The organism is Paenirhodobacter hankyongi (genome assembly GCF_003664585.1).
GTDB classification, from domain to species: Bacteria; Pseudomonadota; Alphaproteobacteria; order Rhodobacterales; family Rhodobacteraceae; genus Rhodobacter; species Rhodobacter hankyongi.
This window is the reverse complement of the sequence record NZ_RCHI01000006.1, coordinates 160,984-187,504: the sequence shown is the minus strand read 5'-3', so window position 1 is coordinate 187,504 and position 26,521 is coordinate 160,984. Positions and strand designations below refer to the sequence as shown.

General features: G+C 67.6%; 26 protein-coding genes. 8 read left to right on the top strand and 18 right to left on the bottom strand.

Annotated elements, in window-relative coordinates; all coding sequences use genetic code 11:
• Positions 1 to 116: 116 nt before the first annotated feature.
• The gene (gene scpA / locus DYS74_RS08665) at positions 117 to 2,246 is read right to left on the bottom strand and encodes a methylmalonyl-CoA mutase (protein ID WP_121532883.1); all 2,130 of its coding nucleotides are present in this window, start codon (positions 2,244 to 2,246) and stop codon (positions 117 to 119) included.
• Positions 2,247 to 2,448: 202 nt separating this feature from the next.
• On the opposite strand from scpA, the gene DYS74_RS08660 reads away from it, so the two are divergent.
• Positions 2,449 to 2,943 carry a DUF4174 domain-containing protein gene (locus tag DYS74_RS08660; RefSeq protein ID WP_245965239.1) on the top strand — a complete coding sequence of 165 codons (495 nt, stop codon included), beginning with the start codon at positions 2,449 to 2,451 and terminating at the stop codon, positions 2,941 to 2,943.
• A gap of 115 nt (positions 2,944 to 3,058) precedes the next feature.
• Here the strand turns inward: DYS74_RS08660 and DYS74_RS08655 are convergent, their stop codons facing one another.
• The 5 genes from DYS74_RS08655 to DYS74_RS08635 all read right to left on the bottom strand — a co-directional run bounded on the left by DYS74_RS08655 (position 3,059) and on the right by DYS74_RS08635 (position 8,715).
• Positions 3,059 to 5,065: an acetyl-CoA carboxylase biotin carboxylase subunit gene (locus DYS74_RS08655; protein ID WP_121532879.1), complete on the bottom strand. Its 2,007-nt coding sequence runs from the start codon at positions 5,063 to 5,065 to the stop codon at positions 3,059 to 3,061.
• Between the two features lie 164 nt (positions 5,066 to 5,229).
• Positions 5,230 to 5,442, bottom strand: a complete 213-nt coding sequence (locus tag DYS74_RS08650) for a hypothetical protein (protein ID WP_121532877.1) — start codon at positions 5,440 to 5,442, stop codon at positions 5,230 to 5,232.
• 352 nt (positions 5,443 to 5,794) lie between these two features.
• Entirely contained in the window at positions 5,795 to 6,190 is a 396-nt protein-coding gene (locus DYS74_RS08645; protein WP_121532875.1) for a hypothetical protein, read from the bottom strand.
• A gap of 538 nt (positions 6,191 to 6,728) precedes the next feature.
• Complete coding sequence (locus DYS74_RS08640) at positions 6,729 to 7,172, bottom strand: DUF6497 family protein (protein ID WP_245965238.1); 444 nt, start codon at positions 7,170 to 7,172, stop codon at positions 6,729 to 6,731.
• Between the two features lie 10 nt (positions 7,173 to 7,182).
• The gene (locus DYS74_RS08635) at positions 7,183 to 8,715 is read right to left on the bottom strand and encodes an acyl-CoA carboxylase subunit beta (RefSeq protein WP_121532873.1); all 1,533 of its coding nucleotides are present in this window, start codon (positions 8,713 to 8,715) and stop codon (positions 7,183 to 7,185) included.
• Between the two features lie 285 nt (positions 8,716 to 9,000).
• Here DYS74_RS08635 and DYS74_RS08630 point away from each other — a divergent pair, with 285 nt between their 5' ends.
• The 3 genes from DYS74_RS08630 (at position 9,001) to DYS74_RS08620 (ending at position 12,072) form a co-directional block, all read left to right on the top strand.
• Entirely contained in the window at positions 9,001 to 9,351 is a 351-nt protein-coding gene (locus DYS74_RS08630; RefSeq protein WP_121532871.1) for a DMT family protein, read from the top strand.
• A gap of 81 nt (positions 9,352 to 9,432) precedes the next feature.
• Positions 9,433 to 10,629 (top strand): multidrug effflux MFS transporter, encoded by a 1,197-nt coding sequence (locus DYS74_RS08625; RefSeq protein ID WP_121532869.1) that lies wholly within the window; start codon positions 9,433 to 9,435, stop codon positions 10,627 to 10,629.
• A gap of 48 nt (positions 10,630 to 10,677) precedes the next feature.
• Positions 10,678 to 12,072 (top strand): helix-turn-helix domain-containing protein, encoded by a 1,395-nt coding sequence (locus DYS74_RS08620; RefSeq protein ID WP_121532867.1) that lies wholly within the window; start codon positions 10,678 to 10,680, stop codon positions 12,070 to 12,072.
• A gap of 53 nt (positions 12,073 to 12,125) precedes the next feature.
• On the opposite strand, the gene DYS74_RS08615 is transcribed toward DYS74_RS08620, so the two are convergent.
• The 6 genes from DYS74_RS08615 to betI form a co-directional block, all read right to left on the bottom strand.
• A complete protein-coding gene (locus DYS74_RS08615; RefSeq protein ID WP_121532865.1) occupies positions 12,126 to 12,371 on the bottom strand; it encodes a YdcH family protein in 246 nt (81 codons plus the stop codon).
• Between the two features lie 68 nt (positions 12,372 to 12,439).
• Positions 12,440 to 12,979 (bottom strand): DUF1003 domain-containing protein, encoded by a 540-nt coding sequence (locus DYS74_RS08610; protein ID WP_121532863.1) that lies wholly within the window; start codon positions 12,977 to 12,979, stop codon positions 12,440 to 12,442.
• Positions 12,980 to 13,053: 74 nt separating this feature from the next.
• A complete protein-coding gene (locus DYS74_RS08605; RefSeq protein ID WP_245965237.1) occupies positions 13,054 to 13,644 on the bottom strand; it encodes a thermonuclease family protein in 591 nt (196 codons plus the stop codon).
• Positions 13,645 to 13,752: 108 nt separating this feature from the next.
• Complete coding sequence (gene betA / locus DYS74_RS08600; RefSeq protein WP_121532859.1) at positions 13,753 to 15,408, bottom strand: choline dehydrogenase; 1,656 nt, start codon at positions 15,406 to 15,408, stop codon at positions 13,753 to 13,755.
• Positions 15,409 to 15,507: 99 nt separating this feature from the next.
• Positions 15,508 to 16,959, bottom strand: a complete 1,452-nt coding sequence (gene betB / locus DYS74_RS08595; RefSeq protein WP_121532857.1) for a betaine-aldehyde dehydrogenase — start codon at positions 16,957 to 16,959, stop codon at positions 15,508 to 15,510.
• The gene (gene betI, locus DYS74_RS08590; protein ID WP_121532855.1) at positions 16,956 to 17,537 is read right to left on the bottom strand and encodes a choline-binding transcriptional repressor BetI; all 582 of its coding nucleotides are present in this window, start codon (positions 17,535 to 17,537) and stop codon (positions 16,956 to 16,958) included. Before betI ends, betB begins: the two co-directional genes overlap by 4 nt.
• 117 nt (positions 17,538 to 17,654) lie before the next feature.
• Between betI and choX the strand changes: the two genes are divergently transcribed.
• From choX to choV, 3 genes are all read left to right on the top strand, one after another.
• The gene (choX, locus tag DYS74_RS08585) at positions 17,655 to 18,584 is read left to right on the top strand and encodes a choline ABC transporter substrate-binding protein (protein WP_121532853.1); all 930 of its coding nucleotides are present in this window, start codon (positions 17,655 to 17,657) and stop codon (positions 18,582 to 18,584) included.
• A gap of 73 nt (positions 18,585 to 18,657) precedes the next feature.
• On the top strand, positions 18,658 to 19,494 hold the full coding sequence (gene choW, locus DYS74_RS08580) for a choline ABC transporter permease subunit (protein ID WP_121532851.1): 837 nt from the start codon (positions 18,658 to 18,660) through the stop codon (positions 19,492 to 19,494).
• The gene (gene choV, locus DYS74_RS08575) at positions 19,491 to 20,528 is read left to right on the top strand and encodes a choline ABC transporter ATP-binding protein (protein WP_121532849.1); all 1,038 of its coding nucleotides are present in this window, start codon (positions 19,491 to 19,493) and stop codon (positions 20,526 to 20,528) included. The genes choW and choV overlap by 4 nt, the downstream gene beginning before the upstream one ends.
• A 142-nt stretch (positions 20,529 to 20,670) precedes the next feature.
• Here the strand turns inward: choV and DYS74_RS08570 are convergent, their stop codons facing one another.
• Both DYS74_RS08570 and DYS74_RS08565 read right to left on the bottom strand, forming a co-directional pair.
• The gene (locus DYS74_RS08570; protein WP_245965236.1) at positions 20,671 to 21,591 is read right to left on the bottom strand and encodes a DMT family transporter; all 921 of its coding nucleotides are present in this window, start codon (positions 21,589 to 21,591) and stop codon (positions 20,671 to 20,673) included.
• A gap of 50 nt (positions 21,592 to 21,641) precedes the next feature.
• A complete protein-coding gene (locus tag DYS74_RS08565; RefSeq protein WP_121532845.1) occupies positions 21,642 to 22,259 on the bottom strand; it encodes a LysE/ArgO family amino acid transporter in 618 nt (205 codons plus the stop codon).
• 74 nt (positions 22,260 to 22,333) lie between these two features.
• On the opposite strand from DYS74_RS08565, the gene DYS74_RS08560 reads away from it, so the two are divergent.
• Complete coding sequence (locus tag DYS74_RS08560) at positions 22,334 to 23,200, top strand: LysR family transcriptional regulator ArgP (RefSeq protein WP_394342948.1); 867 nt, start codon at positions 22,334 to 22,336, stop codon at positions 23,198 to 23,200.
• On the opposite strand, the gene DYS74_RS08555 is transcribed toward DYS74_RS08560, so the two are convergent.
• The 4 genes from DYS74_RS08555 to DYS74_RS08540 all read right to left on the bottom strand — a co-directional run bounded on the left by DYS74_RS08555 (position 23,201) and on the right by DYS74_RS08540 (position 26,520).
• Positions 23,201 to 23,380, bottom strand: coding sequence for a hypothetical protein (locus DYS74_RS08555; RefSeq protein ID WP_121532841.1), 180 nt, complete (start codon positions 23,378 to 23,380; stop codon positions 23,201 to 23,203).
• Between the two features lie 129 nt (positions 23,381 to 23,509).
• Positions 23,510 to 24,250 (bottom strand): YebC/PmpR family DNA-binding transcriptional regulator, encoded by a 741-nt coding sequence (locus DYS74_RS08550; protein WP_121532839.1) that lies wholly within the window; start codon positions 24,248 to 24,250, stop codon positions 23,510 to 23,512.
• A 97-nt stretch (positions 24,251 to 24,347) separates the two neighbouring features.
• On the bottom strand, positions 24,348 to 24,731 hold the full coding sequence (locus tag DYS74_RS08545; RefSeq protein ID WP_121532837.1) for a hypothetical protein: 384 nt from the start codon (positions 24,729 to 24,731) through the stop codon (positions 24,348 to 24,350).
• Between the two features lie 4 nt (positions 24,732 to 24,735).
• Positions 24,736 to 26,520, bottom strand: coding sequence for an SLC13 family permease (locus DYS74_RS08540; RefSeq protein WP_121532835.1), 1,785 nt, complete (start codon positions 26,518 to 26,520; stop codon positions 24,736 to 24,738).
• Between the last annotated feature and the right edge of the window lies 1 nt (position 26,521).

Genomic DNA, 26,521 nt, shown 5'->3' with positions numbered 1-26,521 from the left:
ATTGCCCGAAATATCCCGGGGGGTGAATTTGCTGAAAGCAAAGAGGGGGGCAGCGCCCCCCTCTTCCTGTTTCGGGGACGCCCCGCGCGGGGGCGTCACAGTCTGGCCCGTTGCCCTCAGGCGCGGGCGGTGCGGATGATGTCGAGGATCTCGCGCGCCGCGGCCGGGATGTTGGTGCCGGGCCCGAAGATCGCCTTCACCCCGGCGACCTTCAGGAAGTCGTAGTCCTGCTGCGGGATCACGCCGCCGCAGATCACGATGATGTCGCCCGCGCCCTTTTCCTTCAGCGCCTCGATCAGCTTCGGCGCCAGCGTCTTGTGGCCCGCGGCCTGCGACGAGATGCCGACGACATGCACGTCGTTGTCGATCGCGTCCTGCGCCGCCTCTTCCGGGGTCTGGAACAGCGGCCCGACGTCGACGTCGAAGCCGATATCGGCAAAGGCCGTCGCGATCACCTTGGCGCCGCGGTCATGGCCGTCCTGGCCCATCTTCACGACGAGCATGCGCGGACGGCGGCCTTCTTCCTCGGCGAAGGTCTCGACGTCCTTCTGGATCTGCTCGAAGCCCGCATCGCCCTCATAGGCCGCGCCATAGACGCCGGCGAGCGTCTTCACCTCGGCCCGATGCCGGCCGAACACCTCTTCCATCGCCATCGAGATCTCTCCAACCGAGGCGCGCGCACGCGCCGCATCCACCGCGGCCTCGAGCAGGTTGCCGCCTTCCTTGGCACGCCGGGTGATCTCGGCGAGCGCCGCCGCGCAGACCGCCTCGTCCCGCTCGGCCCGCATCTTGGTCAGCCGCGCGATCTGCGCCTCGCGGACCTTGACGTTGTCGATGTCGAGAATGTCGATCGGCTCTTCCTTGGCGAGACGATACTTGTTCACGCCGACGATCACTTCCTCGCCGCGGTCGATCATCGCCTGGCGCTTGGCCGCCGATTCCTCGATCTTCAGCTTCGGCATGCCCGAGGCCACGGCCTTGGTCATGCCGCCCATTTCCTCGACTTCCTCGATCAGCTTCCACGCCTCGTCGACCAGCTGCGCGGTCAGGCTTTCGACGTAGTAGCTACCCGCGAGCGGATCGACGACATGGGTGATGCCGGTCTCTTCCTGCAGGATGAGCTGGGTGTTGCGCGCGATGCGGGCCGAGAATTCGGTCGGCAGCGCGATCGCCTCGTCAAGCGCGTTGGTGTGCAACGACTGCGTGCCGCCAAGCGCCGCGGCCATCGCCTCATAGGCGGTGCGCACGACGTTGTTGTAGGGGTCCTGCTCCTGCAGCGAGACGCCCGAGGTCTGGCAGTGGGTGCGCAGCATGGACGAGCCCGGTTTCTTCGGGTTGAACTCGGCCATCACGCGCGACCAGAGCAGTCGCGCCGCGCGCAGCTTCGCCACTTCCATGAAGAAGTTCATGCCGATCGCGAAGAAGAACGACAGACGGCCGGCGAAGGCGTCGACGTCCATGCCGCGGGCGAGCGCCGTGCGGACATATTCGCGGCCGTCGGCGATGGTGAAGGCAAGCTCCTGCACCAGGTTCGCGCCGGCTTCCTGCATGTGGTAGCCCGAGATCGAGATCGAGTTGAACTTCGGCATCTCGTTCGAGGTGTATTCGATGATGTCCGCAATGATCCGCATCGAGGGTTCGGGCGGATAGATATAGGTGTTGCGGACCATGAACTCCTTGAGGATGTCGTTCTGGATCGTGCCCGAGAGCTTCTCGCGCGGCACGCCCTGCTCCTCGCCGGTGACGATGAAGTTCGCCAGCACCGGGATCACGGCGCCGTTCATCGTCATCGAGACCGAGACCTTCTCGAGCGGGATGCCGTCGAACAGGATCTTCATGTCCTCGACCGAGTCGATCGCCACACCGGCCTTGCCGACGTCGCCGACGACGCGCGGGTGATCGCTGTCATAGCCGCGGTGCGTCGCGAGGTCGAAGGCGACCGAGACGCCCTGCTGCCCGGCGGCCAGCGCCTTGCGGTAGAAGGCGTTGCTCTCCTCGGCGGTCGAGAAGCCCGCATATTGCCGGATCGTCCAGGGACGGCCCGCATACATCGTGGCGCGCACGCCGCGGGTGAAGGGCGAGAAGCCCGGCAGCGTGCCCAGATGCGGCAGCTCTGCGGTGTCCTCCTCGGTATAGAGGGGCTTCACCTCGATCCCTTCGAGCGTGTTCCAGGTCAGGCTGTCGAGCGGCCGGTCCTTGAGCTCCTTCTGGGCAAGTTTGGCCCAATCCTCTTTCTTGTTCGTCATCGAACGATCCCTTCTCTCAGCACCGCCCGGCCGGGGCCGGGTGGCGTCCCTTCAACCCTGCAGCCGCGGCGACGCCTTGCGCCACGGTCACGCTCCTCACCCCCGGCCCCGTCAACGGGCGGCCGGAAAATCCTTCGGCCCCCGCGCCGGGCCATGGCCCCCGCGCCGGCAAGCCCCTATAGTTGCCCTGAGGAGGCCCCGCATGAGACCCCGCATCAGACCCTTGTGCCTTTTGGCAGCAGCATCTTTCGCGCTGATGACGGTGCTGGCCCCGGCCCGTGCCGAAGACCCCGCCGACACCCCCGCGGCCGCGCCCGCCTTCGCCCCGGTGCCCGGGGCGGAAGCCGATCTTGCCACGTATGTCTGGAAAAAGCGCCCCGTCGTCGTCTTTGCCGACAGCACGGCCGACCCGGCCTTCGCCGAGCAGATGACCGCGATTGCCGAGCGCTGGCCGGATCTGGCGGCGCGCGACGTCGTCGTCATCGCCGACACCACGCCCGAACCGATGAGCGCGCTGCGCCGCAAGCTGCGCCCGCGCGGCTTCTCGCTGGTGCTGATCGAGAAGGACGGCACCATCGCGGCGCGCAAGCCCCTGCCCTGGAGCGGGCGCGAGATCATCGGCGCGATCGACAAGATGCCGATCCGGCGCGAGGAGATCCGGCGCGGTGCCGGCAGCGGCATGACCACGGGATACTGACCCGAAAATGACGCCGGGGGCCTTGCGGCCCCGCGGCAGGTCGGAACGCATGCGCCGGCGGCCGCCGGGGCGGCGGGGCACTCGGCCCCCCTCCTCCGCGGCGACCGCCGTTGCATCATTCGAACTCCATGATGATGTCGTCGACCTTGAGCGAGGCGCCGGGCGCCGCGTTGATCTTCTTCACCACGCCCGCACGCTCGGCCTTGAGGATGTTCTCCATCTTCATCGCCTCGACGGTGGCCAGCGCCTGACCTTCCTGCACCTCCTCGCCCTCGGCGACCGAGATCTTCACGATCAGGCCGGGCATCGGGCAGAGCAGATACTTCGAGGTGTCCGGCGGCAGCTTCTCGGGCATCAGCTGGGCAAGCTCGTGGGCGCGCGGGGTGCGGATATGCACCTTCAGATCCGCGCCGCGCACACGCACGCGGAAGCCCATCGGGATCAGCCCGACCTTCAGCACCAGCGGGTGGCCGCCGACGTCGAGCGTGGCGAGCGAATGGCCCGGCACCCAGTCCGAGGTGACGCGCTTGTGGCCGCCGTCATCCTCGAAGGTGATGGTCGAGCCGTCGCGGTCCGCCGCCACGTTCAGATGGTATTCGCGGCCCTGCAGCGTCACCACCCATTCGTCGCCGACCTTGCGCTCGTGGTTGCCGAGCGTGCCCGAGATCCGGGTCTGGCGGATTTCGGTGACGCGGTTCATCGCCGCGACCGCCGCTGCCACGTTGCGCAGCGTTTCCTCGTCGAGCTCGACGCCGTGGAAGCCGTCCGGATATTCCTCGGCGATGAAGGCGGTGGTGATGTTGCCCTTGATGAAGCGGTCATGGTCCATCACCGCCGCGACGAAGGGCAGGTTGTGACCGATGCCCTCGACTTCGAAGGTGTCGAGCGCAAGCCGCATCTCCTCGATCGCCTCGAGACGCGTCGGCGCCCAGGTGCAGAGCTTGGCGATCATCGGGTCGTAATACATCGAGATCTCGCCGCCCTCGAACACGCCGGTGTCGTTGCGCACGATGCCACCGCGCGGCGTCGGGCCCTCGACCGGCGGGCGGTACTGGGTCAGACGGCCGATCGACGGCAGGAACTTGCGATAGGGGTCTTCGGCATAGAGCCGGCTTTCCATCGCCCAGCCGTTGATCTTCAGGTCGGTCTGCTTGAACGGCAGCTCGCGGCCATAGGCGACGTTGATCATCTGCTCGACCAGGTCGATGCCGGTGATCAGCTCGGTGACCGGATGTTCCACCTGCAGACGGGTGTTCATCTCGAGGAAGTAGAAGTTCTTGTGCCCGTCGACGATGAATTCCACGGTGCCGGCCGAGGTGTAGCCCACGGCCTTCGCCAGCGCCACGGCCTGCTCGCCCATCGCCTTGCGCGTCGCCGGGTCGAGGAAGGGCGAGGGCGCCTCTTCGATGACCTTCTGGTTGCGGCGCTGGATCGAGCATTCGCGCTCGTGCAGATAGACGCAGTTGCCGTGCTTGTCGCCGAGCACCTGGATCTCGATGTGGCGCGGCTGGGTCACGAACTTCTCGATGAAGATGCGGTCGTCGCCGAAGCTCGACGCGGCCTCGTTCTTCGAGCTTTCAAAGCCTTCGCGGGCTTCCTGCTCGTTCCAGGCGATGCGCATGCCCTTGCCGCCGCCGCCGGCCGAGGCCTTGATCATCACCGGATAGCCGATCTCGTTCGAGATCTTCACCGCTTCCTCGGCGTCGGCAATGAGCCCCATGTAGCCCGGAACGGTCGAGACGCCGGCTTCCTTGGCCAGTTTCTTCGAGGTGATCTTGTCGCCCATCGCCTCGATCGCGCCCGAGGGCGGCCCGATGAAGACGACGCCTTCCTTCTCCAGCGCCTCGGCGAATTTCATGTTCTCGGACAGGAAGCCATAGCCCGGGTGCACCGCTTCGGCGCCGGTCTTGCGGATCGCGTCCATGATCTTGTCGATCACGATATAGGACTGGTTCGCCGGCGACGGGCCGATATGCACCGCCTCGTCGGCCATCTTCACGTGCAGCGCGTTCGCGTCGGCGTCGGAATAGACGGCAACCGTCTTGATCCCCATCTTGCGCGCCGTCTTGATCACGCGGCAGGCGATCTCGCCGCGGTTTGCGATCAGGATTTTCTTGAACATGTCAGTCCCTTCCCTCCAGGCGCGGGAAATCGTTCCGCGCCTTCTCAACATGATTGGTGATGTGATCCCCGAGAACGCACAATGCCACCGGGGGCTGTCCCCCGGTGGCATTGCTGGTCGGATGGCGTCGAGCGGCCGCGCCGGGGCGGGCCGTCAGAATGGTCTCAGTAGCCGCGCTTGTTGCACAGGCCCATGTCGTCGCACAGCGCACCGCCGGCCGCGCCGATCGCCGCACCGGCGATCGCGTTGTTGTCGGTCGCATCGGCGACGACGGCACCCGCCGCGGCGCCGGCAAGGGCGCGCTGGCCGTCGGTTTCCATGCAGCCGGCCAGAGCGGCACCAGCGAGCAGGGCGAGAAGAATCGGGGATTTGCGCATGTCGGAACACTGCCTCCATCGGGGGTTGTTATTGCGACGGAACCTAGCGCAGCCCGATGTGAAGAAAAGTGCAATTCGCGCCGCCCCTCTGCCCGATCGGCAAGCCACCGCCGATGCGCGTCGGCATCGGCAAGGCGGCGCCGATCGGCGCGGAAACGGGGGTGCGGTCCGGCCGCAAGGCCGAACCGCGACGTCAAGGAAAGGGTGGGGATGTGAGGCCGGTCACCCGCCTGGAAACGGGGGCCGGCCATGGGACCAGACTGCGCCGCCCGCACGGCTTTGGCAAAGCCATTCCGCCCGGCGAAAAGCCGGTCGGCGGCAAGCTGCCCATGGTGCGGAAGGAGCGGCGTGTTCATGCCCAGTCGTCCTCCTCGTCGTCCGCGTCCCAGCTGAACGCGTCGGGATCGGAGAAGACCTCGGGGAACGAGGCCTGCGCGCGTTTCACGTCGATCTGCAGCAGCTGGTCATAGGACGCCGGGTCGAAGGGTTCCTCGGCGGCCACGACCTCGCGCCCGATCAGCCAGCTCAGCCGGCCGGCGTCGAGATTGCCGCGCTCGAAGGGTTCCTCGCCGAAATAGTCCCACAGCGCGGCCATGAAGCCCGCGTCGGCCCGGCGGTCGGCCGGGGCGCGATCCTTGTAGCGTTCGCGCCGCACGATCTTCGTCGGGCCTTCCTTGTTCGCCCGCCGGATCGTGAAGTGATAGTCGGTGCCGGGCAAACGCCCGGGAAATCCGCGATGTTTCAGCATGTTCTGCCCTCCTGACGGATCAGTTCGCACGTCCGCGGGCCCGAAGGCAACCGTTGCAACACGCAACGGGAGGGCAGCAGGTCGCCGCGGCGCAAGGCCAGGGCGGCGACCCGCGAAAAGCCGGGGGCGGCAGCGGCGCCCCGCCCCCGGATCAGATCACTTGTACTTGCCGGTGTAGGTCGGTTCGGTCGTGACGGCCGGAGCGGCCGGCTCGGTCTTCGGGGCGCAGGCGGCGACGAAGGCGAGCAGAGCAACAGCGATGAGAGCTTTCGACATTTTGTTCTCCAATGGGGCTGGAGCTGCCGCGGCGAAATCTCCCGCGGTTCCTTTTCCCCGATCATGCCAAGAGCCGGATGATTCCGGCCCCGAGTCACAATATCTTGCGTTTTCAGGGCGAAGAAGTGGCAAGATGCAATCTGCGGCCGCTGTGGCACGGCCGCATCATCCCGATGCGGAAAAGCCACGCGGCACGCCGGCACGCGGCGCGGCGCCAGCGCGCCCGCCCCCTGCCCTGCTTTCCGGCTCCTCCCGCCACGCATCAGAACAACTCCCAAACACAGGCCCCGTCCTCAATGGAATAGGCCTCGAAATACTGCACCGCGTCGTCGTCGGTCTCCCCGAAGGGGACAAGCCGGTCCGACAGGCTGATGATGATCTGCGCCGGCGTCGGTCCGGTTTCAGGCACGCGAGACAGCGCGAATCCGTCGCACAACGCCTGCATGTCCGCCTGGGCCGCCTCCTGCGAGATCGGGTTCTCGCCCCCGATGGCGGGAGCGAGAAAGCGGAACCGAAGGGTCAGCCCGGCGGGCCCCTGCGAATCCCGGATCGTCTCGATCCAGTGCACCTCCTCGCCGGAAGGCACCGGAACCGGCGCACCCTCCCCCGCCGCCCCGGCGGAGGCGGGCCGGGCAAGCGCGATCCCGGTCAGGATGACGGCTGCCACCCTGCTCAGGCGTCGCATCTGCCCGGCCACGCGCCCCATTCCGCGCCCCTCAGAGCGGAATGTTGTCGTGCTTTTTCCAGGGATTCGCGAGCTTCTTCGAGCGCAGCGAGGCGAAGGCCCGGGCGACGCGACGACGGGTCGAATGCGGCTGGATCACCTCGTCGATGAAGCCACGCTCGGCCGCCACGAAGGGGTTCGCGAAGCGGTCCTCGTAATCCTTGGTGCGCGCCGCGATCTTCTCGGCATCGCCCAGTTCCGAACGATAGAGGATCTCGACCGCGCCCTTGGCGCCCATCACCGCGATTTCGGCGGTCGGCCAGGCATAGTTGAAGTCACCGCGCAGGTGCTTCGAGGCCATCACGTCATAGGCACCGCCATAGGCCTTGCGGGTGATGACGGTGACCTTCGGCACGGTCGCCTCGCCATAGGCGAAGAGCAGCTTCGCGCCGTGCTTGATGACGCCGCCATATTCCTGGCCGGTGCCGGGCAGGAAGCCGGGCACGTCGACGAAGGTCAGGATCGGGATCTCGAACGCATCGCAGAAGCGCACGAAACGCGCGGCCTTGCGGCTGCTGTCGATGTCGAGGCAGCCCGCCAGAACCATCGGCTGGTTCGCGACGACGCCCACGGTCTGGCCCTCGATGCGGATGAAGCCGGTGATGATGTTGCCGGCGTAATCCTTCTGGATCTCGAAGAAATCGCCCTCGTCGGCGATCTTCAGGATCAGTTCCTTCATGTCGTAGGGCTGGTTCGGGTTCGCCGGGATCAGGGTGTCGAGGCTTTCCTCGACGCGCTTCACGTCGTCGAAGAAGGGACGCACCGGCGCCTTCTCGCGGTTCGACAGCGGCAGGAAGTCGATCAGGCGGCGGGTCTCGGCGATCGCCTCGACGTCGTTCTCATAGGCGCCGTCGGCGACCGAGCTCTTGCGGGTATGGGTCGAGGCGCCGCCCAGTTCCTCGGCGGTGACGATCTCGTTCGTCACGGTCTTCACCACGTCGGGGCCGGTCACGAACATGTAGGACGAGTCCTTCACCATGAAGATGAAGTCGGTCATCGCCGGCGAATAGACCGCGCCACCGGCGCAAGGCCCCATGATCAGCGAGATCTGCGGCACCACGCCCGAGGCCATGATGTTCTTCTGGAAGACCTCGGCATAGCCCGCGAGCGAGGCGACGCCTTCCTGGATGCGGGCACCGCCCGAATCGTTCATGCCGATCACCGGCGCGCCGTTCTGCAGCGCCATGTCCATGATCTTGCAGATCTTCTCGGCGTGGGTTTCGGAGAGCGAACCGCCGAACACGGTGAAGTCCTGCGAGAAGACATAGACCATGCGGCCGTTCACCGTGCCCCAGCCGGTGACCACGCCGTCGCCCGAGACGTGATCGGCTTCCATGCCGAACTCGGTGCAGCGGTGCGTCTTGAACATGTCGAATTCTTCGAACGAGCCTTCGTCCAGCAGCAGTTCGATACGCTCGCGCGCGGTCAGCTTGCCCTTCTTGTGCTGGGCGTCGATGCGGCGCTGCCCGCCGCCAAGACGCGCAGCCGCGCGCCGATCTTCAAGCTCGCTCAGGATATCTTTCATGGGGTCCCCTCCGACGTTTGGCGCACCCTATACTTGCGCAAGATTATTACAAAGCGGATTTGCGAAAATTTGCAAATTGTTGGCAGCGCCTTGCGTGCGAATTGCATATTCGCGAATTTCGGCGCCGACTCCTCCCGCCTTCCGCTTCGACCTGACGCAAGGTGATCCTGCCGGAAAGGACATGCAACCCCTTGCTTGCACATCGCTCTCCGCCGCTGCAAAGGCTCTGGCGAGAGCGGCCGCGGCGCGCTAAGCCGAGCTGTCTCCCCTCGTCGCAGGTCCGCCATGTCGCTTCCCGCTCCGCTCATCACCGTGCTTCTGCTCACCGCCTCGAACCTGTTCATGACGGTCGCCTGGTATGGCCATCTGCGTTTCAAGTCGGCGCCACTGATCGTCGCGATTCTGGTCAGCTGGGGCATCGCCTTCTTCGAATACCTGCTGCAGGTGCCGGCGAACCGGATCGGCTATGGCGCCCTGTCGGCGGCGCAGCTGAAGACCATCCAGGAGGTGATCTCGCTCACCATCTTCGTGCTGTTCAACGCCGTCTGGCTGGGCGAGGCGATCACCTGGCGCACCGTCGCGGGCTTCGTGCTGATCGTCGCGGGCGTCGCGGTGATCTTCACCGGCCGCAGCTGAGCGCCCCTGCCCCGCACCCGGCTCTTGTGCCGACACATTTCCGCGATGGACAAAGCCCGCCCCGGCCCCTAGCGCTGAGCCATGGCCTTTCTGAACCGTCGCTCCCCGCCCCAGATCGTCACCCTCGTGCTTGTCTCCGGGCTTGCCGCGCTCAGCATGAACGTGTTCCTGCCCTCGCTGACCGGCATGGCGCAGCATTTCGGCGTGGATTACGCGGTGATGCAGCTCGCCGTCTCGGCCTATCTCGGGGTCTCGGCGCTCCTGCAACTGGTGATCGGGCCGATCTCCGACCGCTTCGGCCGGCGCCGGGTGCTGCTCGCGGTCTATGCCGTCTTCACCCTCGCCTCGCTCGGCACGCTTCTGGCGCCCTCGGCCGAGACCTTCCTGGCCGCGCGTTTCGCGCAGGCGGTGATCGCCACCTCCTTCGTGCTGTCGCGTGCCGCCGTGCGCGACATGTTCCCGGGGCCCGAGGCGGCCTCGATGATCGGCTATGTCACCATGGGCATGGCGCTGGTGCCGATGGTCGGGCCGGTGGTCGGCGGCTTTCTCGACGTCGCCTTCGGCTGGCGGTCGAGCTTCCTGCTGCTCTTCGTTCTCGGCGCGCTCACCCTTGCCCTTGTCTGGGCCGATCTGGGCGAGACGCTGAGCGCAGGCGGCGTTCCCTTCCGCGACCAGCTGGCGGGCTATCCGGTGCTGCTGCGCTCGCACCGGTTCTGGGGCTATAGCCTGTCCGCGGCACTCGCCTCGGCGGTCTATTTCGCCTATCTCGGCGGCGCCCCCTTCGTCGGCGCGCAGGTCTTCGGGCTCAGCCCGGCCGAAGTCGGCTATTTCTTCGCAGTGCCCGCGGGCGGCTATGTGATCGGCAATTTCCTCTCGGGCCGCTTCGCCACGCGGCTTGGCATGGACCGGATGGTGCTGATCGGCACCGCCTTCGCCACTGCCATTCTCGCGCTCTCGCTTGCCGCCGAGGCGGCGGGCCTGCACCACCCGGTGCTCTTCTTCGGCACCGTCGGGCTGACCAGCATCGGCAACGGGCTGTCGCTGCCCTCGGCCAATGCCGGGATGATGAGCGTGCGGCCCGAGCTTGCCGGCACCGCCTCGGGCCTTGGCGCGACGCTGACGATCGGTGGCGGCGCCATCGTTTCCTCGGCCGCGGGGCTGATCCTCGGCCCGGGCACCGGCGCGCTGCCGCTTGTCGTGCTGATGGGGCTGTGCTCGGCGGGCTCGGTCGCGGCGATCGGCTGGGTCTATCACCGCCGTCGCCGCCTCGGGATTTGACGCCGAAGTTTTGCAAAGCTACCACTCGCTTTGCAAAGGGAGGGCGCGATGGCGACTCAGAAACTCTACGCCGGGGTGAAGCTGCGCGAGACGCGGGCGCGACTCGGTCTGACGCAGAAGGCCTTCGCCGACCGGCTGGGCGTTTCGCTGCCCTATCTGAACCAGATGGAGAACAACCACCGCCCGGTCTCGGCCACGGTGGTGCTGGCGCTGGCGGGCGAGTTCGGGCTGGATGTGACCGAGCTCTCGGCGGGCGATGCCGAGCGGCTGGTCAGCGACATGCGCGAGGCGCTCGCCGATCCGGTCTTTGCCGATGGCGCCCCGCCGCTCGCCGATCTGCGGCTCGCCGCCTCGAACGCGCCGGCGCTGGCGCGCTCGTTCCTCGAGCTGCACCGCGCCTATCGGCAGGCGCATGAACGGCTTGCCTCGCTCGACGAGGCCCTGGGCCGCGAGGGCGCGCAGACGGTCGTAAGCCCCTGGGAAGAGGTGCGCGACTTCTTTCACTATTGCGACAATTACCTCGATGCGGTCGACCGCGCGGCGGAACGCTTTTCCTGCCCCGGCGGCAACAGGATGGACCCGATTTCCCGGGCCATCGAGGTGCTGGCGAAGCGTGGCGTCGACGTGCAGTTTTCCGACATTTCGGCCCTGCGCACCCGCGAAGGCGAAACGCTGCGCATCTCCTCCCATGCCGGGCGCCCGACCCAGGCCTTCCAGCTTTTGCATCAGGTCGCGCTCATCACCCAGAACGAGCTGATCGACGCCACGCTCGACCTTGCGCGCTTCCAGTCCGAAACCTCGCGCGCCATCGCCAAGATCGGGCTGGCGAACTATTTCGCCGGCGCCGCGCTGATGCCCTACCGCGCCTTCCTCGAGGCCGCGCAGGAGACCCGCCACGACCTCGAGCGCCTCGCCGACATCTTCGGCGCCTCGATCGAGCAGGTGGCGCACCGGCTCTCGACGCTGCAGCGGCCGGGCGCGAAGGGGATCCCCTTCTTCTTCGTCCGCGTCGATCAGGCCGGCACGATCACCAAGCGCCACTCGGCGACACGGCTGCAATTCGCCCGCTTCGGCGGCGCCTGCCCGCTGTGGAACGTGCACCAGGCCTTCGAGACGCCGACCCGCTTCCTGCGCCAGCTTGCCGAGACCCCCGACGGCGTGCGCTATCTGTGCCTGGCGCGCGACGTGTCGAAACCCGGCGGCTCCTTCACCGCGCCGGTGCGGCGCTATGCGATCTGCCTTGGCTGCGAGGTCAGCCATGCCCGCGGCCTCGTCTATGCCGACGACATGGAACTGACGAACCCCCGCGCCTATCAGCCGATCGGCATTTCCTGCCGGATCTGCGAGCGCAAGGATTGCCACCAGCGCTCGGTGCCGCCGCTGGAACGGCGGCTGCGCGTCGACCCGGACCGGCGCGGCCTGCTGCCCTATGACATCGCCTGACGGAAAAGGCCCCGGGCTTCCCCGGGGCCTTGCCGTTTCGCCAGCCCGTCGTCTCAGACGTCGGCCAAGGCCAGCGCCCGCGCGATCTCGTCCTTGATCGCGGCACGCTGCTTGCGCAGCGCCACCTCGGCCAGCTCGTCCATCGCATCGACATGGGTTTCCGCGCGGTGCACACGGTCATTGATCGCGTCATAATCCTCGAGCAGCTTCGCAAAGCGCGGGTCCGCGCCCTTGAGCGCGCGCAGCTTCTCGATCGCGAAGGGGAATTCTTCCTGCAGCGTGTGCGGCGTGTTGGACATCTGGCCTCTCCCTCTCTTAAAGTCACGAGAACCCTAGCCGGAAAGCGCCCGCCCCGCCTTGACCCGGGTCAAACCTGCGGCGGATTGCGCAACGCCGCGGCAATCTCGTCGAGTCGCCCCTCGAGTTCCTTGAACCGCCCCTCGATCGCCACCATCCGCATGTCGTCGATCTTCTCGTGCAGCCGCATGATCTCGAGCTCGGATTTCAGGTTCACCTCATAGTCATGCGCCGCCGCCTCGCGGTCCTTCTCGGCCTGACGGTTTTGCGACATCATGATCACCGGCGCCTGAAAGGCCGCGACCATCGACAGGATCAGGTTCAGGAAGACGAAGGGGTAAGGGTCGGGCGGCGCCATCAGCAGCACCGCGTTCAGCACCACCCAGGCCACGAGGCACCCGAGGAAGATGAAGATGAAGGTCCAGGAGCCGCCGAAGGCCGCCACCCGGTCGGCGACGCGCTCGCCAAGGCTGCCGTGCTCGACGCTCAGATCGCGCGAGATCGTCGCCTTCTCGGCCACCCGCTTCAACACGCGCCGGTCGCGCTCGCTCAGCGCCTCGACCGGCTTGCCCAGAAGGCGCTCGGCCAGCGCGCGCAGCTTTGCATCCATGACAGTCTCCCGAAACGACGTCCGGCAACTCTGCGCTGCGGCGCGGCCCTTGTCCACGCCGCCGTCGCGGTGCCTCAGTCGCCGGCGTGGCGCCAGCCCGCGGCGCGTGCCTCGGCCTCGGTGCAGAACCAGCGCTCGCCCGTCGCAGTGTTGATCCGGGTCCTGGCATAGCTGCGGTCGTCCGGCAGGTGATAGATCCGCCCGCGCGACGAGATGTTGCCCTTGATCGCGCAGTCCTTGGGCGCCGCCTGCACCGGCCGGGCGCCCGCGCGCACCGCGGCGGGGTTCTCGGCCGCACCGGCCCAGATCCCGCGCCGGGCCGCCTTCGCCCGCCCCTCCTCGGCGACGTAATCGAGCGAATAGCGGCGATAGGCGAAGGCCATGCCGTCACGCACCATCTCCGCGCCAAGGTCGCGCCCGGCGACGGTGCAGCGCGCCACAAGCCGGCCGTAGCGGTCCTGCTCCTCGCCCGAACAGCGCACGGCCCGGCCCTGGACCAGGTCGCGCAGTGCCTCGGTCGCGCGTGTGCCACAGGCCCAGGGCCGGCCGGCCGCATCGGTGCAGCGCTGGTCATGCTCGGGCGCATCGATGCCGAAAAGCCGCACCCGCTCGCCGGAAATCTCCAGCGTGTCGCCGTCGATCACCCGCACCGGGCCGTCGAGCATCGCCCCGAAAGCCGGTCCCGCGCAGAGGGCAAGGAGTAAACAAAACCTGAACATGCCCCAGATATGGCGGAACGCCCCCGGGATGCAAGCCAGATCCTGTGGGCCACCTTACCGCTGCGCGTGGCCCCAGGCGGGGTTGACCCAGGGTTCGAGATTCTCGGCGGGAAGGCGCCGCCCCAAGATGTGATCGGCCATCTTCTCGCCGGTCATGATCGAGGGCCCGTTCAGGTTGCCGTTGGTGATGCGCGGGAAGACCGAGCTGTCGGCGACGCGCAGGCCCCGCACGCCGATCACCCGCCCCTCCGGATCGACCACCGCCATCGGGTCGTCCGCCCGCCCCATCCGCGCCGTGCCGCAGGGGTGGAAGGCGCTCTCGGCATGTTCGCGGATGAAGCCGTCGATCTCGTCATCCGAGGCGACGGCCCGTCCCGGCTGGATCTCGTGCTTCACATGACCGGCCATCGCCGGCTGGGCGAAGATCTCGCGCGTCAGGCGGATGCACTTGCGGAATTCGGCCCAGTCGTCGGGGTGCGACATGTAATTGAAGCGGATCACCGGGTTCTCGCGCGGATCGGCCGAGCGCAGGGTGACCGCCCCGCGCGACTTCGACCGCATCGGCCCGACATGGACCTGGAAGCCATGCCCCTCGGCCGCCGCGCGCCCGTCATAGCGCACCGCGATCGGCAGGAAGTGATACTGGATGTCGGGGTATTTCACCCCGGCGTCCGAGCGGATGAAGCCGCAGGCCTCGAACTGGTTCGAGGCGCCGAGACCGCGCTTCGTCAAAAGCCATTGCGCGCCGATCGCCGCCTTGCCCCAGAGGTTCCAGTATTTGTAAAGCGTCACCGGCTGTTTTGCTGCGAACTGCATGTAGACCTCGAGGTGGTCTTGCAGGTTCGCCCCCACACCGGGCCGGTCCGCCACCACCGCAATGCCGTGCCCGGCCAGATGCGCCGCCGGCCCGATGCCCGACAGCATCAAGAGCTTCGGCGTGTTGAGCGAGCTTGCCGCCAGCACCACCTCGGCGCGCGCGCGCAGCACCTCGACCTTGCCGCCGCGCTCGTATTCGACGCCCACGGCGCGCCCGTCCTCGATCACCACGCGCCGGGCAAGGCCGCGCAGGATGGTCAGATTGCCGCCCTTCAGCGCCGGGCGCAGATAGGCATTGGCCGCCGACCAGCGCCGCCCCTGCCAGATCGTCGCCTCCATCGCGCCGAAGCCTTCCTGCTGACGGCCGTTGTAATCACCGGTCACCGGATAGCCCGCCTGCGCGCCCGCCTCGACGAAGGCGCCGAAGAGCGGATTTGCACGCGGGCCACGGGTGACATGCAGCGGCCCGGAATGGCCGCGCCAGGCGGCATCGCCGCCGTCATCGCCGCCATGCCAGTTTTCCATGCGCTTGAAATAGGGCAGCACGTCGGCATAGCTCCACCCCGTCGCGCCGCTCTCCGCCCAATGGTCGAAATCGCAGGCGTGCCCGCGCACGAAGACCATGCCGTTGATCGAGGACGAGCCGCCGATCACCTTGCCGCGCGGCGTCACCAGCGACCGGTTGCCAAGGCCCGGCTCGGGCTCGCTCTTCATGCCCCAGTCATAGAGCGCCATGTTCATCGGATAGGACAGCGCCGCCGGCATCTGGATGAACGGCCCCGCGTCCGAGCCGCCATGCTCGACGATCACCACCTTGTGCCCGGCTTCGGTCAGCCGGTAGGCCAGCGCCGAACCACCCGAGCCCGCCCCGACGATCACATAATCCGCTTCCATCACGCATCCCTCCGGGCCCGGGGCCCCTGTTCATCTTGCCCGAAATACCTCGGGGGCCCGGGGGCGGCGCCCCCGGACGTCCCCGTCCCGGGCCACCGCTCAATAGGGGCTGTCGACCGGCCCGGTGCCGACGTAGACCGCTTTCACCTGGGTGTAATGCTCGACCGCCGCACGCGAGTTCTCGCGCCCGAGGCCCGAAGCCTTGACCGCCCCGAAGGGCATCTCGACCGGGGTCAGGTTGTAGGCGTTGATCCAGCAGGTGCCGGCCTGAAGCTGCCCGATCACCCGATGCCCGCGGGCGAGATCGGCAGTGAAGACCCCCGCCGCCAGCCCGAATTCGGTGCCGTTCGCGCGCGCGATCACCTCGTCCTCGGTCTCGAAATCAAGCACCGCCATCACCGGGCCGAAGACCTCCTCGCGCGCGAGCGTCATCGCGTCGGTGACATCGGCGAAAACGGTGGGCTGCACGAAAAGCGGCCCCTCGTTGCCGGCGGACCCGCCGCAGACGAGCCGCGCGCCCTCGGCCCTGGCCTTCTCGATATAGCCCAGCACCTTCTCGTGCTGCGCGGCCGAGACCAGCGGCCCGAACTGCGTGTCCTCGGCCAGCGGATCGCCGGCGACGATCTTCGCCGTGCGCGCGGCGAGCCGGCTCAGGAACGCCTCCTTCACCGAGCGCTGCACGAAGACCCGCGTGCCGTTCGAGCAGATCTGCCCCGAGGAATAGAAATTCCCCAGCATCGCGGCGCCCACCGCGCTGTCGAGATCGGCGTCCTCGAAGACGATCAGCGGCGACTTGCCGCCCAGCTCCATCGTCACGTGCTTCATCCCGGCGGCCGCCGCGGCATAGACCGTGGCCCCGGTCGGCACCGAGCCGGTGAGCGAGACCTTGGCGATTCGCGAATCGGTCGCCAGCGCCGCGCCGACCTCGCCGCGCCCCTGCACGACGTTGAAGAGACCCGCGGGCATCCCGGCCTCGATCAAAATCTCGGCAAGTTTCAGCGCGCCGAGCGGCGTGACTTCCGAGGGTTTGAACACCATCGCATTGCCAAGCGCGAGCGCCGGCGCGGCTTTCCAACAGGCAATCTGGCTGGGGTAATTCCATGCGCCGATGCCCGCGCACACACCCAGTGGCTCGCGAATCGTATAGGCGAAATCACCACCCAGCGGGATCGTCTCGCCGGTCACCGTGGGCGCGAGCCCGGCGAAATATTCGAGCGCATCGGCGCCCGAGGGCCAGTCGGCGACGCGCGTTTCCTGGATCGGCTTGCCGGTGTCGAGGGTCTCGAGGAGCGCCAGCTCCTCGCCCCGCGCGCGGATGATCTCGACCGCCTTCATCAGCACCCGCGCCCGCTCGATGGGACGGCGCCGGCCCCAGTCTGCCTGCGCCGCGACCGCGCCCGCAATCGCCGCCTCGAGCACCGCAGGCGTCGCCGCATGCAGCCGCGCGATGACCTCGCCGGTGCCCGGATAGATCACCTCGATCGGCGCCCCGGCCGTGTCCTCGAGCCAGTCGCCATTGACGAAATGGCTTGCCTTCGGTTGTGCCTTCATCCCCGCACCTCCAGTTCACGATCCAGATATTCCGTAACGATTTTCAGGGCATAGGCCCGGTCCGGCGCGCCGTCGGCCAGCGCCGCGCGGATATAGACGCCGTCGATCAGCGCGCCCAGACCGCGCGCCACCGCCTCGGCCCGCGCGCCCACCAGCGGGCGCAGCTCGTGGCGCAGGTTCGAGCGCAGACGGCGCTGATAGACCCGCAGCAGCCGGTGCGCCTCGGGCAGGGTCTGCGCCAGAACGTAGAAGTTCAGCCAGGCCGAGATCGTCTCGCGGCGGAAGCTGCCCGGTGCGAAGCTGCCCGAGACGATCGCGCGCAGCCGGCTCTCGGCCGTCGTCGCGGTCGAGAGCGCCCCGCGCACCTCGGCGCCATAGAGCGTCAGGATCGAGCGCATCGCGGCAAGGAAGATCTGTTCCTTCGAGCCGAAGTAATGATGCGCCAGCGCCGAGCTCATCCCCGCCCGCCGCGCGATCTGCGCGACCGTGACTTCAAGCGAGCCCGCCTCGCCCACCGTCTCGATCGTGGCTTTCACCAGTGCTGCCCGTCGAATAGGCTCTGCCCCCAGCTTCGGCATGGTTTGCGACCCACCTTGAAAAAAGTCCTTGCCATCCGGAGCTACAGGCAAGTTTATTGACTCGTCAATCAACAAAAACGCCTGACCCTGAATCTGGGCTACCAACGGGAGACCAACATGATCCTTCGTTCCCTTCTTCTGGCCGGCACCGCCACGCTCGCCCTTGCCTCGGGCGCCGTGGCTGCGGGTTGCGACAAGGTGACCTTCTCGGATGTCGGCTGGACCGACATCACCTCGACGACCGCCGTTGCGACCACCGTGCTGCAGGCGCTCGGCTACGAGACCGACATCAAGGTGCTCTCGGTGCCGGTGACCTATTCTGCGCTCGCCTCGGGCGACGTCGATGTGTTCCTCGGCAACTGGATGCCCTCGATGGAGGCGGACCTTGCGCCCTATCGCGAGGACGGCACGGTCGAGACGGTGCGCACCAACCTGACCGGCGCGAAATACACCCTTGCGACCAATGCCGCGGGCGCCGCGCTCGGGATCAAGGACTTTGCCGATCTCGCCGCGCACAAGGCCGACCTCGACGGCAAGATCTATGGCATCGAGCCGGGCAATGACGGCAACCGGCTGATCCTCGACATGCTCGAGGGCGACGCCTTCCACCTGAAGGGCTTCGAACTGGTCGAAAGCTCGGAACAGGGGATGCTGGCCCAGGTCGCGCGCGCCGACAAGGCTGGCAAGCCGGTGGTCTTCCTCGGCTGGGAACCGCACCCGATGAACGCCAATTTCAAGATGACCTATCTGGCCGGCGGCGACGACTTCTTCGGCCCCGATTTCGGCGGTGCGGTGGTCGACACCAACGTTCGCAAGGGCTATGTCACGGACTGCCCGAACGTCGGCAAGTTCCTGAAGAACCTGTCCTTCTCGCTGCCGATGGAAAACGAGATCATGGGCAAGATCCTCGACGGCGGAGAAGAGCCCGCCGCGGCCGCGAAGGAATGGCTTGCCGCCCATCCCGATGTCGTGACCCCCTGGCTCGACGGCGTGACGACCAAGGACGGCGGCGACGCCACGGCCGCCGTCGCCAGCGCGCTGAAATAAGCGCAGCACTCGCCGGCCCTTCCGGCCTCCGGAAGGGCCCCTCCATCCAACCGCGGCGAAGGGAGATCGCGCGATGGATTGGCTTACAGCCAACAAGATTCCGGTCGGCAAGGTGGCGAAGACCATCTTCGACTGGCTCAAGGACAATGCCGGCGGCTTCTTCGACACGCTCGCCGCAATGATGCAGGCGCTGATTGACGGCATCCTGTGGGTGCTCGAAACACCACATCCGCTGATCGTGGCCGGGGTGTTCACCGCGATCACCTGGCTGGTGCAGCGCAGCTGGCGCACCACCGCGCTGGTCTTCGCGGGGTTCCTGTTCATCCTCAACCAGGGCTACTGGAAGGCGACGATGGAGAGCCTGACGCTGGTGCTGTCGGCCTGTGTCGTGTGCATGGCGATCGGCGTGCCGATCGGCATCGCCGCCGCGCACCGCCCGCGCCTGTTCAAGGCGCTGCAGCCGGTGCTCGACCTGATGCAGACCCTGCCGACCTTCGTCTATCTGATCCCGGCGATCGTGTTCTTCGGCATCGGCATGGTGCCCGGGCTGATCGCCACGGTGATCTTCGTGCTGCCGGCCCCGATCCGGCTGACCCATCTCGGCGTCGTCTCGACGCCCGAGTCGCTGCTCGAGGCCGCCCGCGCCTTCGGCGCCACGCCGCGCCAGGTGCTGTGGAAGGTGGAACTGCCCTGGGCCACGCCGCAGATCATGGCGGGGCTGAACCAGACGATCATGCTCTCGCTCTCGATGGTGGTGATCGCCGCCCTCGTCGGCGCGAACGGGCTTGGCGTGCCGGTCGTGCGGGCGCTCAACTCGGTCAACACCGCGCTCGGCTTCGAGTCGGGCTTCATCATCGTCGTGGTCGCCATCATCCTTGACCGCATGCTGCGCCGGGAGGCCCGGAAATGAGCGATACCCCCCGTCGCATTGCCGTCGAATTCGACAAGGTCTCGATCGTCTTCGGCGACGCGCCTCAGGCGGCGCTGCCGCTGATGGATGCGGGCCAGAGCCGCGCCGAAGTGAAGAACGCCACGCGCCAGGTGCTGGGCGTGCACGATTGCTCGCTGAAGGTCGCCGAGGGCGAGATCCTCGTGCTGATGGGCCTCTCGGGCTCGGGCAAGTCGACACTCCTGCGCGCGGTGAACGCCCTGAACCCGGTCTGCCGCGGCGAGGTGCGCATCCTCGATGGCGACACCACGCTCACCTCGGTCACCCATGCCGATGCCGCGACGCTGCGCCGGTTGCGGCTGACCCGCGTCGCGATGGTGTTCCAGCAATTCGGCCTGCTGCCCTGGCGCACGGTGCGCGAGAATGTCGGCCTCGGGCTCGAACTCGCCGGGATCAAACCGGCCGAGCGACAGGCGAAGGTCGATGCACAGCTTGCCCTCGTCGGGCTGTCGGACTGGGCGAACCGCAAGGTGGGCGAGCTTTCGGGCGGCATGCAGCAGCGCGTGGGCCTTGCCCGCGCCTTCGCCACCGAGGCGCCGATTCTCCTGATGGACGAACCCTTCTCGGCGCTCGATCCGCTGATCCGGGCGAAGCTGCAGGATGAACTGCTCGAGCTGCAGGCGAAACTGCACCGCACCATCATCTTCGTCAGCCACGACCTCGACGAGGCGTTCAAGCTCGGCAACCGGATCGCGCTGATGGAGGGCGGGCGGATCGTGCAATGCGGCACCGCGCACGAGATCATCGCCAACCCGGTCGACGATTACGTTGCCGATTTCGTCGCGCACATGAACCCGCTGGGCGTGCTGACCGCCGATGACCTGGCCGAGCCGGGCCCGGCCGAGGGCACACCGCTTTCGCCCGACACGCCGGTGAAGACGGTGATGGAGCAGCTTTGCGCCGTCGATGCCGTGGCGATCGAGGGCGGGCGCCGGATCACCCGGCAAGGCGTGCTCGCCCGGCTCATCGCGCCGCAGGGCAGCGCAGCCGGCTGAGGGCCCAAGTATTTCTGCCAGGAAAAAGCCCCCCGTTCGCATCCCGGACGGGGGGTTTTGCTGTTCGGACCCGGCTTTTTCCTGGGCCAGATCCGCGCGCGACGGCGGGGGCATGCACCGGTGCCGGGCGCTCAGTCCCGGGTCAGACCTTGGTCTCGGGCACGCTCGGCGTGGCGCGGCGCTTCAGCTGTGCCTCGCGCCAGGTCATGTAGCTGATCGCGCCGATGATCAGCGCGCCGCCCAGAATGACCCAGGGGTCGATGCGCTCGCCAAAGAAGAGCGCCCCCGCCAACGCCGCCCAGACCAGCTGCAGGAAGGCCACCGGCTGGGTGACGGCAACCGGTGCCGCGGCAAAGGCGCGGGTCATGCAGTAATGGCCGAGCGTCGCGAAAGCGGCGGTGGCACCAAGCCAGGCGACCTCGGGCAGTGTCATCGGCTTCCACACCGCAAACGCGAAAGGCGCGAGGTAAAGCGTGACCATCACCGTCATCATCGCCACCACGACGCTCGCCGGGGCAAGCGTGGTGAGCCGCTTCATCACCAGATAGGCGATGCCGAAGAAGAAGGCGGCGCACAGCTGCGCCAGATGGCCCGGCGCCACCTCGCGGACACCGGGGCGCAGGATGATCAGCGCGCCGAGGATCGCCACCGCCACGGCAAGTCCGCGCCGCCAGGCAAAGCCCTCGCCGAGCAGAAGCGCGCCGCCGATCGTCACCACGATCGGGTTGAGATAGCCGATCGCGGTGACATCGGCGATCGGGATCCGCGCCATCGCATAGAACCACAGCAACACCGCCGTCGCCTGCAGGAAACCGCGCAGCCCGAACAGCGCCCAGACCCGCGCCGGAAAGCGGCTGCGCGCGATCTGCACGATCGCCGGGGCGACGAAGACCCAGCCCCAGAGGAAGCGGATGAACGAGCTTTGCGCCGCCGGCACCGTCGAGCCCAGGAAATGCACGATCACATTCACCCCGGTGAAGCTGAGCGTGGTGGCCAGCATCCACAGAACGCCCTGTACCGGGCGGTCCTGTCCATCGAAAGCGGGGGCGGATGTCGTGCTCATGCCCTTTTCTGCGACCTGCGACAGACGGCCGCAAGGCCGCGATTGTATGCTTACACGCCGCCCAGGGCGAGCCGCGCCGCGACCGAGGCGAGGATCAGCGCGACGCCCGCATCAAGGAGCCGCCAGGCCGCCGGCCGGGCGAAGAGCGGCGCGAGCAGCCGCGCGCCATAGGCGAGCGCAAAGAAGAACAGGACCGAGGCCGTCGCCGCCCCCGCGCCGAAGGCCAGCCCCTCGCCCGGGAACTGCGCCGAGACCGCGCCCAGAAGCACCACGGTATCCAGCCAGACATGCGGGTTCGCCCAGGTCAGCGCGGCCACGGTCGCCAGCACCGCGGCCAGCGACGGCGCCGCCCCCTGCCCCGCATCAAGCGCCGCGCCGCCCACCCAGGCCGCGCGCGCGGCGCGGATCGCATACCAGCCGAGGAAGGCGACACCGCCCCAGCGCAGCGCCTCGGCCAGCCACGGCAGCCGCGCCGTCACCGCGGCAAAGCCCGCGACGCCAAGCGCGATCAGCACCGCATCCGACAGCGCACAGAAGAGCGCCACCGCGAACACATGCTCGCGCCGCAGCCCCTGGCGCAGCACGAAGGCATTCTGCGCGCCGATCGCGACGATCAGGCCAAGGCCAAGGCGAAAGCCCGCCAGCGCGGCAACGAGAGATTGGGTCATCGGGCACCTCCGGCGAATTCCCTCGCATGGTCGCGCCTTCAGCGCTACTGAATTGATCTAATCCAGATGAAGGAATGCTTATGTTCGACTATGCCGCGCTCGAGGCGCTTTCGGCCGTGCTTGCCACCGGCTCCTTCGAGGCGGCGGCGGCGCGGCTGCATGTCACCCCCTCGGCGGTGTCGCAACGCATCCGCACGCTCGAGGACCGGATGGGCGCGGTGTTGGTCGTGCGCGGCACGCCTTGCACCGGCACCGAGGCGGGGCTGCGCCTGGCGCGCCACGCCGAGGCGGTGGCCCTGCTCGAGGCCGAGCTGACCCCGCCCGAGGCGCCGCCGGTGCTGCGCATCGCGGTCAATGCCGACAGTCTGGCGACCTGGGTGCTGCCGGCGCTTGCCGCGGTGCCCGACCGGCTCTTCGATCTGGTGATCGACGATCAGGACCATTCCGCCGACTGGCTGCGCCGCGGCGAGGTGGTGGCGGCGGTGACATCCTCGGCGCGGGCGGTGCCGGGCTGCGACGTGCGCCCGCTCGGCGCGCTGCGCTATCTTGCGACTGCCTCCCCCGCCTTCATCGCACGGCATTTCCCGGAGGGGCTCAGCACCGCGGCGCTGGCCCGTGCGCCGGCGCTGGTCTTCAACGAGAAGGACGGGTTGCAGGCGGCCTGGCTGCGGCAGGTGACGGGCGAGAGCCCGCCGCTGCGCGCGCATCGCATCGCCTCCACCACCGCCTTCGTCGAGGCGGCGGAACTGGGCCTTGGCTGGGGGATGAACCCCGAGGTGCTGGTGCGCGGCGCAATCGCGGCGGGCCGGCTCGCGGCGCTTGCCCCCGAACCGCTCGCCGTGGCGCTTTACTGGCAAAGCGCACGCCGGCTTGCAGGCCCCCTCGCCCCGCTCACCCGCGCGATGCGGGCGGCGGCCGGCCGGGTGCTGCTGCCCGGCTGATCACTCCTCGGCGCTGTCCGCCTTGCGCGCGGCCGCCGCGGCCTTCATCCGCGCCAGAAGCTCGGCCTTGGTGTTGCCACCCGTGCCGAAGGGGTTCTTGTCCGAGCCCTTGGCGTTGTGTTCGGCATGGCGCGGCGTGTTCTTGCCGACCTTCGCCCCGCCCGATTTCGAATAGTCCATCTGTGCCTCCCGGCGCTGATCCTGAAATTCGAGTCTTTGTGCCAGGAAAAAGCAACAGGGTTTTTCCCGGCAGAAATACTCACGGCCCGACGTTTCCGCCGGGCCGGTCGTTCGTCATTTGCCGCGCGCTCAGAGCTGCGCCGCCACGTCCTCGGGGACGTCGAAATTGTGCGTCACCGTCTGCACGTCGTCGTCTTCCTCGAGCGTGTCGATCAGCTTCATCAGCTTCTGCGCGGTCTCGAGGTCGACCTCGGTGGTCACCTGCGGCTTCCAGATCAGCTTCGACTCGGTCGATTCGCCAAGGGTCTTCTCCAGCGCCTCGGACACGTCCGACAGGGCTTCGACGGCGCAGTAGATGTAATGGCCGTCCTCGTCGCTTTCAACGTCATCGGCGCCCGCGTCGAGCGCGGCCATCATCACCGTGTCGGCATCGCCCGCCGAAACCGGATAGCTGATCTCGCCCAGACGATCGAAGCCGTGGCTGACCGAGCCGGTCTGGCCAAGGTTGCCACCCGCCTTGGTGAAGTAGCTGCGCACGTTCGAGGCGGTGCGGTTCAGGTTGTCGGTCATGCATTCGACGATGATCGCGATGCCATTCGGGCCATAGCCCTCATAGCGGATCTCGGTATAGTCGGCCGCATCGCCCATCTGCGACTTCTTGATCGCGCGGTCGATCACGTCCTTCGGCATCGAGACGGCCTTGGCCGCCTTCACCGCCAGACGCAGGCGCGGGTTCTTGTCCGGGTCCGGGTCGCCCATCTTCGCGGCGACGGTGATTTCCTTCGCCAGTTTCGAGAACATCTTCGAGCGGATCGCATCCTGCTTGCCCTTGCGGTGCTGGATGTTCGCCCATTTCGAATGGCCTGCCATGACCGTCTCCGTGGAAATTCCGTGAAATCCCGGCCTCTATATGCCAGCGAGGGGGCGGGCTGCAAGCACCCGCCCCCTCGGCGCGCCCCGGCAGGGCTCAGAAATAATGGATCGTGCTCGTGTGCGAGCGGTTGTCCGAGCTCTCGCCGGGCTGCGGCGTCTGCCAGACCCAGTGCCGCCCGTCGGCCGGACGATCGAGGGTGATCGTCGCATAGGGCTCGAACAGCGGGGCAAGCGCGGTGTTCGCCGCGATCGAGGGATGGTGCACCACGACGGCGTAATCCATCCCCTGCGGGCAATCGGCAAAGCGGCCCGAGGGCGCGGTGCGGATGTCGGCGCTGCACACCGAACCATCGAAGAAATGGACCGCAAGCGTGTCCGAGAGCAGCGTCACCCGCGACGGGTTGGCGGGCGGCATCGAGCCCGCGGCACAGGCCGCGAGCAAAGCGAGAGGAAGGATGAAGAAAAGCGGGCGGCGCATGGTGTTACCCCTGAAGCGGCCAGAAGAGAGGGATGATGAAAGTGGCGACGATCGCCAGCAGCACGTTGAGCGGCGCCCCGACCTTCAGATAGTCGGAGAAGCGATAACCGCCCGGGCCATAGACGAGGGTGTTCGTCTGATAGCCGATCGGCGTCGCGAAGGAAGCCGAGGCCGAGAACATCACCGCGACGACAAGCGGCCGGGGATCGAGGCCGAGCGTGTGGCCGAGCTGGATCGCGATCGGGGTCAGGATCACCGCCACGGCGTTGTTCGACACGATCTCGGTCAGGAAGGAGCCGAGCGCATAGATCGCCAGCAGGGTCAGGAAAGGCGGCAGGTCCTGCAGCCAGGGCGAGACGAGGCCCACGATGACCTCGACCGCCCCCGAATGCTCGAGCGCGGCACCGACGACAAGCATCCCGAACAGCAGCGCGAGGGTCGAGCCCTCGATGTAGGACAGCGCCTCGTCGGCATCGACGGCGCGGGTGAGCAGGATCACCGCCACCGCAAGCGTCGAGAGCAGCAGGATCGGCGCCACGTCGAAGGCCGAAAGCACCACCACCGCAATCATCGCCCCGACGGCGATCCAGGCGCGGTTGCGCCGGAACGCCCGCACCGTGGGCTTCGAGACATCGACGAGGTCCATCTCGGCGGCCAGCCGCGCGATATCCTCGGGCGCGCCCTCGAGCAGCAGCGTATCGCCCACCACCACGACGAGATCGTCGAGCTGACGGCCGATGTTCTGGTTGCGGCGATGCGCGGCCAGCACATAGACGCCATAGCGGCGGCGCAGGCGCAGCTCGCCGAGCGAGCGGCCGATCATCCGGCAGCCGGGCGAGATCAGCACCTCGACGGTCTCGGTCTGCACCGAGCTCAGCTTGTCGACCATGCGCAGGTCGGCGTTCTGCTGCAGCCCCATCAGCTCGGCCATCTCGGTGCGCAACACCACCCGGTCGCCCGCCGCCAGCACGGCATTGGGCAGATCGCGGCGCAGCGAGGCATCGCCGCGCAGCACATCGATGACCCGCATCCCCTCGCGCTTGAACAGCTCGACCTCGAGCACCGGCTGGCCGATCAGCGACGAGCCTTCCGGCAGCGCCACCTCGGTGAAGAACTTGAGCTTGCGGCGATCGCGCAGCAGCGCCCCCATCGAGGTGCGGTCGGGCAGGATGTGGCGCCCGATCAGCACCATGTAGAGCCCGCCGATCACCACCTGGATCAGGCCAAAGCCGGTGATCTCGAACATCGAGAACGGCTCCATCCCCTTGTTGCGGGCGACGCCGTCGACGATCAGGTTGGTCGAGGTGCCGATCAGCGTCACGGTGCCGCCGAGGATCGCCGCATAGGACAGCGGGATCAGCAGCTTCGAGGGCGAGACGCCGAGCTTGCGCGCCAGCATCATCATCACCGGCATCATCATCACCACGACCGGGGTGTTGTTGAGAAAGGCCGAGGCGGCGGCGATGGCGATGAAGATGCCGATCACCGCGAGCACCGGGCGGTCGTCGATGTGGCGTTCGGCCTGGCGGGTCAGCCAGTCGAGCGCGCCGGTGCGCACCAGCCCGCCCATCAGCAGGAACATCATGATGATGGTCCAGGGGGCGGTGTTCGACAGCACCGCCACCGCCTCCTTGTAGGGCACGAGGCCAAGCAGAAGCACAAGCGCCGCCCCGCCGATCGCGATCACCTCTGTGGCGAAGATCTCGCGCATGAAAAGCGCGAACATCCCCGCGACGATGGCAAGTGTGAGATAGGCCTGGGCGGCCTGACTGAGCCCGAGATCGATCACT

What these genes read in the sequence shown, in the direction of transcription:
- DYS74_RS08660 (WP_245965239.1), top strand. Translation starts at nt 2,449, where the DNA reads ATGAGACCCCGCATCAGACCCTTGTGCCTTTTGGCAGCAGCATCTTTC.
- DYS74_RS08650 (WP_121532877.1), bottom strand. Translation starts at nt 5,442, where the DNA reads ATGCGCAAATCCCCGATTCTTCTCGCCCTGCTCGCTGGTGCCGCTCTG.
- betI (WP_121532855.1), bottom strand. Translation starts at nt 17,537, where the DNA reads ATGCCGAAGCTGGGGGCAGAGCCTATTCGACGGGCAGCACTGGTGAAA.
- DYS74_RS08555 (WP_121532841.1), bottom strand. Translation starts at nt 23,380, where the DNA reads ATGGACTATTCGAAATCGGGCGGGGCGAAGGTCGGCAAGAACACGCCG.
- DYS74_RS08630 (WP_121532871.1), top strand. Translation starts at nt 9,001, where the DNA reads ATGTCGCTTCCCGCTCCGCTCATCACCGTGCTTCTGCTCACCGCCTCG.
- betA (WP_121532859.1), bottom strand. Translation starts at nt 15,408, where the DNA reads ATGGAAGCGGATTATGTGATCGTCGGGGCGGGCTCGGGTGGTTCGGCG.
- DYS74_RS08655 (WP_121532879.1), bottom strand. Translation starts at nt 5,065, where the DNA reads ATGTTCAAGAAAATCCTGATCGCAAACCGCGGCGAGATCGCCTGCCGC.
- DYS74_RS08550 (WP_121532839.1), bottom strand. Translation starts at nt 24,250, where the DNA reads ATGGCAGGCCATTCGAAATGGGCGAACATCCAGCACCGCAAGGGCAAG.
- DYS74_RS08625 (WP_121532869.1), top strand. Translation starts at nt 9,433, where the DNA reads ATGGCCTTTCTGAACCGTCGCTCCCCGCCCCAGATCGTCACCCTCGTG.
- DYS74_RS08620 (WP_121532867.1), top strand. Translation starts at nt 10,678, where the DNA reads ATGGCGACTCAGAAACTCTACGCCGGGGTGAAGCTGCGCGAGACGCGG.
- DYS74_RS08560 (WP_394342948.1), top strand. Translation starts at nt 22,334, where the DNA reads ATGCTTATGTTCGACTATGCCGCGCTCGAGGCGCTTTCGGCCGTGCTT.
- DYS74_RS08545 (WP_121532837.1), bottom strand. Translation starts at nt 24,731, where the DNA reads ATGCGCCGCCCGCTTTTCTTCATCCTTCCTCTCGCTTTGCTCGCGGCC.
- DYS74_RS08645 (WP_121532875.1), bottom strand. Translation starts at nt 6,190, where the DNA reads ATGCTGAAACATCGCGGATTTCCCGGGCGTTTGCCCGGCACCGACTAT.
- DYS74_RS08640 (WP_245965238.1), bottom strand. Translation starts at nt 7,172, where the DNA reads ATGGGGCGCGTGGCCGGGCAGATGCGACGCCTGAGCAGGGTGGCAGCC.
- choX (WP_121532853.1), top strand. Translation starts at nt 17,655, where the DNA reads ATGATCCTTCGTTCCCTTCTTCTGGCCGGCACCGCCACGCTCGCCCTT.
- scpA (WP_121532883.1), bottom strand. Translation starts at nt 2,246, where the DNA reads ATGACGAACAAGAAAGAGGATTGGGCCAAACTTGCCCAGAAGGAGCTC.
- DYS74_RS08610 (WP_121532863.1), bottom strand. Translation starts at nt 12,979, where the DNA reads ATGGATGCAAAGCTGCGCGCGCTGGCCGAGCGCCTTCTGGGCAAGCCG.
- DYS74_RS08570 (WP_245965236.1), bottom strand. Translation starts at nt 21,591, where the DNA reads ATGAGCACGACATCCGCCCCCGCTTTCGATGGACAGGACCGCCCGGTA.
- DYS74_RS08565 (WP_121532845.1), bottom strand. Translation starts at nt 22,259, where the DNA reads ATGACCCAATCTCTCGTTGCCGCGCTGGCGGGCTTTCGCCTTGGCCTT.
- betB (WP_121532857.1), bottom strand. Translation starts at nt 16,959, where the DNA reads ATGAAGGCACAACCGAAGGCAAGCCATTTCGTCAATGGCGACTGGCTC.
- DYS74_RS08615 (WP_121532865.1), bottom strand. Translation starts at nt 12,371, where the DNA reads ATGTCCAACACGCCGCACACGCTGCAGGAAGAATTCCCCTTCGCGATC.
- choV (WP_121532849.1), top strand. Translation starts at nt 19,491, where the DNA reads ATGAGCGATACCCCCCGTCGCATTGCCGTCGAATTCGACAAGGTCTCG.
- choW (WP_121532851.1), top strand. Translation starts at nt 18,658, where the DNA reads ATGGATTGGCTTACAGCCAACAAGATTCCGGTCGGCAAGGTGGCGAAG.
- DYS74_RS08635 (WP_121532873.1), bottom strand. Translation starts at nt 8,715, where the DNA reads ATGAAAGATATCCTGAGCGAGCTTGAAGATCGGCGCGCGGCTGCGCGT.
- DYS74_RS08605 (WP_245965237.1), bottom strand. Translation starts at nt 13,644, where the DNA reads ATGCTCGACGGCCCGGTGCGGGTGATCGACGGCGACACGCTGGAGATT.